This is a genomic window from Anaeromusa sp. (assembly GCF_028691475.1).
In the GTDB taxonomy this organism is placed as follows: Bacteria; Bacillota; Negativicutes; order Anaeromusales; family Anaeromusaceae; genus Anaeromusa.
The window spans coordinates 1-9984 of record NZ_JAQUZF010000099.1; the positions used below are offsets into that span (position 1 = coordinate 1).

Genomic DNA, 9984 nt, shown 5'->3' on the forward strand with positions numbered 1-9984 from the left:
CTCGGTTTGGGCATGGTGTTTCGCGCCGGCGCTTCTACGGGAGGCACTGATGTAGTGGGGATGATTGCCAAAAAACGTTATGGTATGGAAATCGGCACGGCGGCATTTGCTGTCAATGTTGTGGTCGTAGCCTGCGGGGCGTTTTTGTTCGGCTTGGAAATTGGCATGTATACGCTGATTTCCATGTTTGTAGGCAGTACGGTAGTAGATAAGGTTATTGAAGGTTTTAACCGGCGGAAGGTACTGCTCATCATTTCACAAGAGCGCGAACAGATTGCCAAACGTATTTTAGAAGAGCTGGGCAGGGGCGCCACTTTTTTGCAGGCGCGCGGTGCGTATACCAGCGAAAGCAAGGATGTGCTCATGGTAGTCATTTCCCGGGCGCAGATTGCTCATGTGAAGCGCTTTGTGGACGAAGCGGACCAGGGCGCCTTCTTTATGGTCATTGATACGGCGGAAGTCATCGGCCGCGGCTTTAAGCGCCCTGGGGCGCTTTGAACAATAGAGGGATGGAACACAGAGGAAAGCCAGAGAGGACGGGAAACGAACAAGAGTCGAGGGAGTCAAGGGAGGGTACGAATGAGGGCTACGGGGTGCGAGTTTTAATTTAAACCTTTTCGCGTGTTTCGCGGTTCGTTATTTCTGATTATAAATAAAAAAAGAACCCTTGATTCAAGGGTTCTTTTACTTTTGAAGTTTGGTGCCGGAGAAGGGACTTGAACCCCCACGGGACGAACCCGGATGATTTTGAGTCATCTGCGTCTGCCATTCCGCCACTCCGGCACTGCTTGGCACAGGTGTAATAATATCATCTCTTTGTAGGGTTGTCAACACTCGAAATGCAAATTCTTGCAGAGGGTGTTATAAGGATGCTATAATCGATTAGCGACATCAATAAACCTAATAATGAGTTAGGGCAGGACCGAACTATAGCGGGCTTGCATTCAGTTTTAGAAAAGAGGAGCTTGGAATGGACACAAAGAACATCCGCAATTTTTCGATCATCGCTCATATTGATCATGGTAAGTCCACTCTGGCGGATCGCCTGCTTGAATATACCGGCGCGCTTTCAGCGCGGGAGATGGAAGAGCAAGTGCTCGACCAGATGGAACTGGAACGTGAAAGAGGCATTACCATAAAATCGCAGGCCGTGCGTATTGCATATACGGCCCAAGACGGGCAGACCTATATGCTGCATCTGATTGATACTCCGGGACATGTTGATTTTACGTATGAAGTGTCTCGCAGCTTGGCTGCCTGTGAAGGCGCCTTGTTGGTAATTGATGCTGCGCAAGGCATTGAGGCGCAGACGCTGGCGAATGTATATTTGGCGCTGGAAAACAATTTGGAAATTATTCCGGTCATTAATAAAATTGACTTGCCTAGCGCCGACCCGGAACGAGTTAAACAGGAAATTGAAGATGTTATTGGCATTGACGCGTCAGAAGCCATCTTGGTTAGCGCCAAGACGGGCATTGGCATCCCGGAAGTGCTAGAGGCTGTTGTAAAGAGGGTGCCGGCGCCTGCTGGCAAAGTTGAAGAGCCGCTGCAAGCGCTGATTTTTGATTCGCATTTTGACGCCTATAAAGGGGTTATCGCTTATGTGCGTGTTATAAACGGGCGCATGGCGCCTGGCATGAAACTGCGTATGATGGCGACGGACAAAGTTTTTGAGGCTACTGAAGTCGGCGTATTTCGCCCGGTGCCTACGAATGTTTCAGAACTGACCGCCGGTCAGGTTGGCTATGTGGCGGGAAGTATTAAAAACGTTAAAGACGTGCGCGTAGGCGATACGGTAACCGATGCGGCGCGCCCAACAACGCAGGCGCTCGAAGGATACCGGAAAATTACGCCGATGGTATACTGCGGCTTGTATCCGGTGGAATCGTCGGAATATGATTCTTTGCGGGATGCGTTGGAAAAATTGCAGCTTAACGATGCGGCGTTGGTCTTTGAACCGGAAACGTCTGTGGCTCTTGGTTTTGGTTTTCGCTGCGGCTTTTTAGGGTTGCTGCATATGGATGTCGTTCAAGAACGGCTGGAACGTGAATATGGCATTGTTCTGATTACGACGGCGCCTAGCGTTATTTATCATGTATACAAGACGGACGGGGAGAAGCTAGAGATTGACAATCCTTCGAAACTTCCTACGCCGCAGGAAATTGAACATATTGAAGAACCTTACGTAAAAGCGACGGTTATCGTTCCCAACGAATTTGTGGGGGCGGTGATGGAATTGTCTCAGGAAAAACGAGGCGAATTTAAGGACATGAAATATCTCGATACGACAAGGGTATTGTTGACCTATCATTTGCCTTTGAGCGAGATTATCTATGATTACTTTGATCGCCTGAAATCATCTACCCGCGGCTATGCCTCGTTGGATTACGAATTGTCGGGCTATCAGGAGTCGGCGCTGGTTAAACTGGATATTCTTTTAAATGGCGATCCTGTAGATGCTCTGTCTGTTATTGTGCATCAAGAGAAAGCGACGCACAGGGGCCGTATTTTGGTTGAGAAGCTGCGCGGTATTATTCCCAGGCAGATGTTTGAAATCCCCGTGCAGGCGGCCATAGGCAATAAGGTTATCGCCAGGGAAACGGTGCGCGCCATGCGTAAGGACGTACTGGCCAAATGTTATGGCGGCGATATTAGCCGGAAACGCAAATTGCTGGAGAAACAAAAAGAAGGCAAAAAGCGCATGAAACAGGTAGGGAGCGTAGAAGTTCCGCAAGAAGCCTTCATGGCTATTTTAAAGATTGACTGAGTTGTTTAAAATATAAAGCGGGCTGCCTCGAGAGCGATTGAGGCGGCCCTCTTTCTGGTTTTCCGGAGGGCGGGAACATGGGGATGTTAGGCTTGTATGTGCATATTCCTTTTTGTCGGCAGAAGTGCGCTTATTGCGACTTTCCGTCTCAAACAGGGAGCGCGTTGCTGCAAAAACAATATATAGAAGCATTGTGCGAGGAAATAGCTTGGCAGGGAAACCGGCTGGGGAAAGCGACGGTAGACACGATTTTTTTTGGCGGCGGTACGCCGACTCTTATCGGCGCTGAGGCGCTAGTACGGTTGCTGCAGGAGCTGCAGCGCTGGTTTTTGGTGCTGCCGGAAGCGGAGATCTCCTTGGAAGCGAATCCGGGCACGGTTTCCGCTGACGACCTGTGGCTGTTGCGTGCGGCAGGGTTCAATCGTCTCAGTCTAGGCGTGCAGTCTTTTGATGATGCGCTGCTGCAAAACTGCGGCCGTATTCATGACGGCGCGGCGGCGCTGGCGGCCCTAGAGGCTGCCCGACAGGCTGGCTTTGACAATTGCAATGTAGATTTGATGACCGGATTGCCAGGGCAGACGTTGGCTTTGCTGCAGCAAAGCGTGCGCCAAGCGGCGGAACTTTCTGTTGAGCATTTATCAATTTATGCTTTGAAAATAGAAGAAGGTACGCCTTTTGCCAGCCTCGAAGAAAAAGGGTTGTTAGTTTTGCCAGCTGAAGACGAAACCGCAGCTATGGACAACTGGCTGGAAAGCTGGCTGCCGGCTCATGGTTACAAGCGCTACGAAATATCGAATTATGCGCAAAAAAAACGCGCTTGTCGGCACAACCTTCGCTATTGGCGTTTTCGTCCGTATTTAGGCCTGGGAGCGGCGGCGCATTCCTTTTTGGAAGGGCGGCGTTGGGAAGGGTGTTTCCCTTTGGAACGATATCTGTCTTTGCGTCCGCAGCAGCGGTGGGAATATGGAAAGCAGTCCGCGCTGACGCCGGCGCAGCTGCAGGAGGAGTTTTGCTTTTTGGCGCTGCGCACCAGGGGCGGTATTTCTCATTATCAATTTAAAGCAACCTTTGGCGTGGAGCTTTGGCAGCGTTACGCCCTTGTTTTGGAGCAGCTACTAACGGAAGGTCTTGTGGAAAAGCAAAGGGGGCGGACGTATCTTACTCCCTTGGGACTGCGTTTTGGCAATCGCGCCTTTGCGGCCTTTTTGGAAACGGAATCGGACAGCAAGTCTGACGAAAAATGAAGCAAAATACTGGATTCGATTGACTTAGACATATTGACATTTTAGGAGGAGAGTGGTATGTTTTTTATAGATGTTAGCACTCCTTAGAGAAGAGTGCTAACAATGGAGGTGGATGACATGCTTGATGAACGAAAACGTCGTATTTTGCAAGCGATTGTCGATGATTATGTATCCACCGCAGAACCGGTTGGCTCCAGGACGATTGCTCGTAAATACGATCTTGGTGTCAGCCCTGCGACGATTCGGAACGAAATGGCGGATTTAGAAGTGTTGGGCTACTTGGAACAGCTTCACACGTCTTCCGGGCGGATTCCTTCGGCCAAAGGCTATCGGTTTTACGTGGATGCCTTGCTGTCTCCGACACAGATGTCGGAAAAGGAAATTTCCTTGATTCGCAATTGGTATCAGGCCAAGGTGCGGCGTTTGGATGAGGTGTTTCAGACAACCGCCAAGATTCTTTCGCGGATGACAGGCAATGTTTCTTTGGTGCTGGCGCCGCAGGCGAGTCCTAGTTCTTTTAAGTATTTGCAATTTCTGCCGTTTGATGAAAACAAAGTGCTGCTGGTGGTTGTTTCCGACAGCGGCGCTGTTGAAAATAAGCTGTTGCCATTGCCAAGGGGCACAACCTTGGAGGAGATGCAGCTTATTGCCGAGAAACTGAACAATCGTTTGGCGGGGATTCCTTTTCGGAATTTCCGGGGGCGTATGTTTCAGGATGTCCGCGACAGTATTTTAGGCGAGGCGCGTGAGTTTGAAGAAGCGCTGGCTATTTTGGCGGATACCCTAAGCAGTCGGCATCAAGAAAGGGTATACCTCGGCGGCGCTACACAGATGCTGAATCAGCCGGAATTCAAGGATATGGAGAAATTCAAACGTCTGTTGAATATGCTGGAAGAAGAGCGCTTGCTGTATGATATTTTAGAAGCGCCTAGCGACGACGGTGTTGTGGTGACCATTGGCAGGGAAAATAAATTCAGCGGCATTCAAGACTGCAGTATGGTGCGGGCCACGTATTGTTTGGGCGGCGAAGTCGTAGGAACTATTGCCGTACTCGGGCCGACGCGTATGGATTATGCCAAAATCATGGCAACTTTGGAATTTATGAACCACAATCTTAGTGAAATCTTGAAGCACTATAAGCTGTGATTTTAAGAGGGAGGCGTAGTCTGTGAGTCGAAAGCAAGGCGGAGGCGCTGATGCCGATAGCGCATTAGCGGCGTTGATGACCAATGCCGAAGCGGTGCGAGCCATCACTTCGGCGGTAGAAGGAACGATAGGCCCCAAGGGGCTTGATACCATGCTGGTAGATCGTTTCGGCGAGGTCATTATTACTAATGACGGCGTTACGATTTTAGAAAAGATGGATATTAATCATCCGGCTGCGAAAATGCTGATTCATGCGGCGAGAGCGCAAAAGGACGAAGTCGGAGACGGCACGACTACGGCGACGATCATGGCTGGCGCTCTTGTAGCCGAAGGGCTGACGCAGGTGCTGCGCGGCGTGCCAGTAGCCCGGGTAATTGAGGGCATTCGCTTTGGGATTGACGAAGCGGCCAGACAGTTGAAGGCTCGCGCTATTACCATTGATGATGTGCAGGCGGAATGCCTTTTTGATGTGGCGCGCATTGCCGGCCGGGCCTATGCGGATATTGCTCAACTGGTAGTGGAAGCGGCGCGCTTAATCGGGCGAGGTAAATTGAAAGAAGCTCACTTTAAGCTTTCCGATACGGTTTTAGCTCAGGAAGGCGCGGAAAATGAAGTGTTTCTCGGTGTTATCATTGAAAAAGAACGCTTGAATCAAGATATGCCTTTGTCGATGGATGACGCCAAAGTAATGGTGCTGGATGATGCCTTGGCGCCGGAAGAGTTGGGCGAAGAAGCCTTGGGGACGGAAGCCGGGTTTAAGCGCTATCTGGAACTGCAAGAAGAGTTTCGGCAGAATATAGCGAAGCTGGTGGAAATGGACATTCAAGTGGTCCTGACAGACCGAGCTGTTGATTCGGCGGCGGAAGAAGCCTTTACCGACGCAGGCATGTTTGTAGTCAGCCAAGTAAATGCCACAGATTTGCGCCGCGTGGCGGAACATACCGGCGCGCGTATGATGAAGCGGACTGCCTTGAAAAAGGAAAAAGCCGAACTGCAGCGCTATCTGGGCAAAGTACAGCGTGTATATGCGGAAGAAAAACTGGGACATATTCGCATGTTGGGAGGCGATGGCAAGCCGATGGCGACCATTTTGGTAGGCGCCGCTACGGCGGAAGTGGTTGGCGAGCGGGAGCGCATTGCCAAGGACGCCGCTTCGAGCGTGCAGGCTGCTGTAAAAAGCGGCTATCTTCCGGGAGGCGGGGCTGCGGAAATTGCGGTTGCCCGCGAACTGGAACGTCATAGAGACCGCATGAAGGGTATGGCTGCTTATGGCCTGGATTGCGTGACGGCTGCGCTGAAGCGGCCGCTGGCGCAGATTGTGGATAATGCCGGCTTCAATCCGCTGGAAAAAGTGGAGGAAGTGTTAACGGCGCAAGCGTCCCAAAGCCAGGAGGTGCTGGGCATCGACTGTGAAAGCGGCGCTGTGGCGGATATGCTGCAGGCGGGGATCATGGACCCGCTGGAAGTCAAGCTGCATGCATTGAAAGCAGCTGGGGAAGTGGCGGTAGCCATTTTGCGTATTGACACGATTATTCGAAAGCGTGATGAAAATGGCGCTCCTCAACAAGGTATGGAAGAAGGCCTGCCTGATTTTTGAGAAAGTAAAATGCAAAGAGGTGGAAAGAGTGGCCAATAACCACGAAGATCTAGAAAACAAAGAAAATCAAGACGTTTCTGCGCAGGAAAGCTGCCAAGAAGCCGAAGCGGATCAAGCTGTGACGGTCGAAGCAGTCCAGGCGGAGAAGGAACGGCTTTTGGCGGAAGCTGAAGATCGTTATAAGCGTCTTTATGCGGATTTTGACAATTTCCGTCGTCGTTCGCGGCAGGAAAAAGAAGAGCTATCGAATGTAGTGGCGCAGAATCTAATTTTAGAACTGCTGCCAGTGCTGGATAATTTTGAACGCGCCTTGAGCAGCCTGAGTGAAGAAGAAGCCGCAGGCCTAGGCTCCGGCGTCTCCATGATTTACCGTCAGCTTTTTGGCGCTCTTGAAAAGGCGGGCCTTAGCGTAGTAGAGGCTGAAGGTAAAGAGTTTGATCCTCAGTACCATGAAGCCGTACTACGGGTGGAAGACTCTGAACAAGCGGAAGGTACGATTGTTCAAGAACTGCAAAAAGGCTATAGCGTAAAAGGAAAAGTCATCCGTCCCAGTATGGTTAAGGTAGTTGGTTAAGCAATTATATAATGTTGGCTGGCAGCTTGAAATTGGCTGTTGGCGTGAAGCGAAATAAGGAGGAATTGAAACATGGCAAAAGTAATTGGTATTGACTTAGGTACAACAAACTCTGTTGTTTCGGTAATGGAAGGCGGCGAGGCGACAGTAATCGCCAATGCAGAGGGAAGTCGTCTGACTCCTTCCGTAGTGGGTTTTTCCAAAACCGGCGAACGTTTGGTGGGACAACTTGCTAAGCGCCAGGCGGTTTCAAACCCCGATGGCACCATCAGCTCCGTAAAACGTCATATGGGTACTGACTGGAAAGTGTCGATTGAGGACAAGGCCTATACGCCGCAACAAATTTCGGCGATGATTCTGCAAAAATTGAAGGCTGATGCCGAAGCTTACTTGGGAGAAACGGTGACCCAGGCGGTTATTACCGTACCGGCGTATTTCAGCGACTCTCAGCGTCAGGCTACCAAAGACGCTGGCACTATTGCAGGTCTGGAAGTACTGCGTATTATCAACGAGCCTACTGCCGCAGCGTTGGCTTATGGCATGGACAAGGGCGAAGACCACACGATTCTAGTATTCGACCTGGGCGGCGGCACCTTTGACGTATCCGTGCTGGAACTGGGAGAAGGCGTGTTTGAAGTAAAAGCTACCCATGGTAACAACCGTTTAGGCGGCGATGATTTCGACGAGCGTATCGAAAAATATCTGGCTCAAGAGTTCAAAAAAGAAACAGGCATTGATCTTTCTCAGGATCGCATGGCGGTGCAGCGTTTGCGCGAAGCGGCGGAAAAAGCGAAAATCGAATTATCCGGCGTGTTGACGACCAATATCAATCTGCCCTTCATTACTGCGGATCAAACTGGTCCCAAGCATTTGGACGTCAATTTGACCCGGGCTAAGTTTGAAGAGCTCACAAGCGATCTAGTGGAATCCACCATGGGACCCACGCGCCAAGCTCTGGCCGATGCCGGATTGAGCGTAAACGAAATCGACAAGGTTATCTTGGTTGGCGGTTCTACTCGTATTCCTGCCGTTCAAGAAGCTATCAAAAAATTCTTGGGTAAAGAGCCTTTCCGCGGCGTGAACCCGGACGAGTGCGTAGCTGTAGGCGCTGCTATCCAGGCGGGCGTGCTGGCTGGAGAAGTAAAAGACGTTCTGCTGCTGGACGTAACGCCGTTGTCTCTTGGGATCGAAACTCTTGGAGGCGTTTTCACCAAGATTATCGAACGCAACACGACGATTCCTACGAAAAAAAGCCAGGTTTTCTCCACGGCGGCTGATAATCAGCCTTCTGTAGAAATCCATGTGCTCCAAGGCGAACGCGAAATGGCTTCGTACAATAAAACACTGGGACGCTTCCAATTGGGCGATATTCCTCCGGCTCCCCGCGGCGTACCGCAAATCGAAGTTACCTTTGATATCGACGCCAACGGTATCGTGCATGTGTCGGCGAAAGATCTTGGCACAGGCAAAGAGCAGAAGATCACGATTACCGCTTCTACCGGCGTCAACAAAGACGACATCGAGCGCATGGTGAAAGAAGCCGAAGCCCATGCGGCCGAAGACAAACAGCGCCGTGAAGAGGTGGAAGTGCGCAATCAGGCGGACAGCCTGGTATATCAAGCAGAAAAGACAATTAAAGAAGCCGGCGACAAAGTGGACAAGGCCTTGGCGGAAAAAGTACAGGCAGCCGCTGACAAGTTGAAAGAAACCTTGAAAAGTGGTACGCTGGAGCAGATTAAAGCTGATACGGAAGAATTGACGAAGCCGCTGCATGAACTGGCAGGCGCTTTGTATCAGCAGCAACAGCCTCAAGAAGGCGCTGCAGGCGCTCAGCAGGCTGGCGGAGCCGGCAAGAAACAAGATGACAATGTTGTAGATGCTGACTTTAAAGTGGTTGACGAAGATAAAAAATAATCCAAAGCTAGGATGGTGACACGTGGCAAAACGCGATTATTATGAGGTGCTTGGCGTAAACAAGTCCGCCTCGGAAGATGAATTAAAAAAAGCGTATCGCAAGCTGGCACGCAAGTACCATCCTGACGTCAACCGTGACAATCCGAAAGAAGCGGAAGAGAAGTTCAAGGAAATCAACGAAGCGTACGAAGTGTTGTCAGATGCTAATAAGCGTGCGCGGTATGATCAGCTTGGACATGCCGCCTTTGAACCCGGGGCCGGCGGCCCCGGGGCGGGTGGCTTTCAGGGGGATTTTGGCGGTTTCTCTGATATTTTCGATATGTTTTTCGGACAGTCCGGCTTTGGCGGCAGGAGGCCCCAGCATGGACCGGAACAGGGCGCCGACCTGCGCTACGATCTGGAAATTACCTTTGAACAGGCTGCCTTTGGGCATGAAGTGGAAATTGAAGTGCCTCGTACGGAAGAATGCGGAACCTGCCATGGCAGCGGCGCAGCGCCGGGAACAAAGGCGGAAACCTGTTCTAAGTGCAAAGGGACAGGCCAGGTTCAATACGTACAGAATACTCCCTTTGGGCGTATGGTTAATGTAGGCGCTTGCGATCAATGCCGAGGCGCCGGCAAGATCATTGAGAAGCCCTGCCATGTCTGCCGCGGAACCGGTACGGTTCGCGGGCGGCATAAGATTCAGGTAACCATTCCTAAGGGCGTAGATAACGGTTCGCGCCTGCGGGTGTCTGGTAAA

8 protein-coding genes and 1 tRNA gene are annotated in these 9984 nt (G+C 51.1%); 8 read left to right on the top strand and 1 reads right to left on the bottom strand.

Going from position 1 to position 9984, the window contains the following annotated elements; genetic code table 11:
* On the top strand, nucleotides 1–498 hold a 498-nt coding region (locus PHF27_RS11440), incomplete at its 5' end, for a YitT family protein (RefSeq protein ID WP_300070075.1).
* Between the two features lie 200 nt (nucleotides 499–698).
* Here PHF27_RS11440 and PHF27_RS11445 read toward each other — a convergent pair.
* A tRNA-Leu gene (locus PHF27_RS11445) sits at nucleotides 699–783 on the bottom strand.
* 187 nt (nucleotides 784–970) lie between these two features.
* Between PHF27_RS11445 and lepA the strand changes: the two genes are divergently transcribed.
* The 7 genes from lepA to PHF27_RS11480 form a co-directional block, all read left to right on the top strand.
* Nucleotides 971–2767: a translation elongation factor 4 gene (gene lepA, locus PHF27_RS11450; RefSeq protein WP_018702491.1), complete on the top strand. Its 1797-nt coding sequence runs from the start codon at nucleotides 971–973 to the stop codon at nucleotides 2765–2767.
* 77 nt (nucleotides 2768–2844) lie between these two features.
* The gene (hemW, locus tag PHF27_RS11455; RefSeq protein WP_300070079.1) at nucleotides 2845–4011 is read left to right on the top strand and encodes a radical SAM family heme chaperone HemW; all 1167 of its coding nucleotides are present in this window, start codon (nucleotides 2845–2847) and stop codon (nucleotides 4009–4011) included.
* Between the two features lie 117 nt (nucleotides 4012–4128).
* Nucleotides 4129–5157: a heat-inducible transcriptional repressor HrcA gene (gene hrcA / locus PHF27_RS11460; RefSeq protein ID WP_300070082.1), complete on the top strand. Its 1029-nt coding sequence runs from the start codon at nucleotides 4129–4131 to the stop codon at nucleotides 5155–5157.
* Between the two features lie 22 nt (nucleotides 5158–5179).
* A complete protein-coding gene (locus PHF27_RS11465) occupies nucleotides 5180–6754 on the top strand; it encodes a TCP-1/cpn60 chaperonin family protein (protein WP_300070085.1) in 1575 nt (524 codons plus the stop codon).
* Nucleotides 6755–6782: 28 nt separating this feature from the next.
* Entirely contained in the window at nucleotides 6783–7328 is a 546-nt protein-coding gene (grpE, locus tag PHF27_RS11470) for a nucleotide exchange factor GrpE (RefSeq protein ID WP_300070088.1), read from the top strand.
* Between the two features lie 72 nt (nucleotides 7329–7400).
* Nucleotides 7401–9242, top strand: a complete 1842-nt coding sequence (gene dnaK / locus PHF27_RS11475) for a molecular chaperone DnaK (protein WP_300070090.1) — start codon at nucleotides 7401–7403, stop codon at nucleotides 9240–9242.
* 22 nt (nucleotides 9243–9264) lie between these two features.
* Nucleotides 9265–9984 (top strand): DnaJ domain-containing protein (locus tag PHF27_RS11480; protein ID WP_300070093.1); only part of this gene is annotated, 720 nt, incomplete at its 3' end.

Coding starts and splice junctions, on each gene's coding strand:
- lepA (WP_018702491.1), top strand. CDS start 971: ATGGACACAAAGAACATCCGCAATTTTTCGATCATCGCTCATATTGAT.
- dnaK (WP_300070090.1), top strand. CDS start 7,401: ATGGCAAAAGTAATTGGTATTGACTTAGGTACAACAAACTCTGTTGTT.
- hrcA (WP_300070082.1), top strand. CDS start 4,129: ATGCTTGATGAACGAAAACGTCGTATTTTGCAAGCGATTGTCGATGAT.
- hemW (WP_300070079.1), top strand. CDS start 2,845: ATGGGGATGTTAGGCTTGTATGTGCATATTCCTTTTTGTCGGCAGAAG.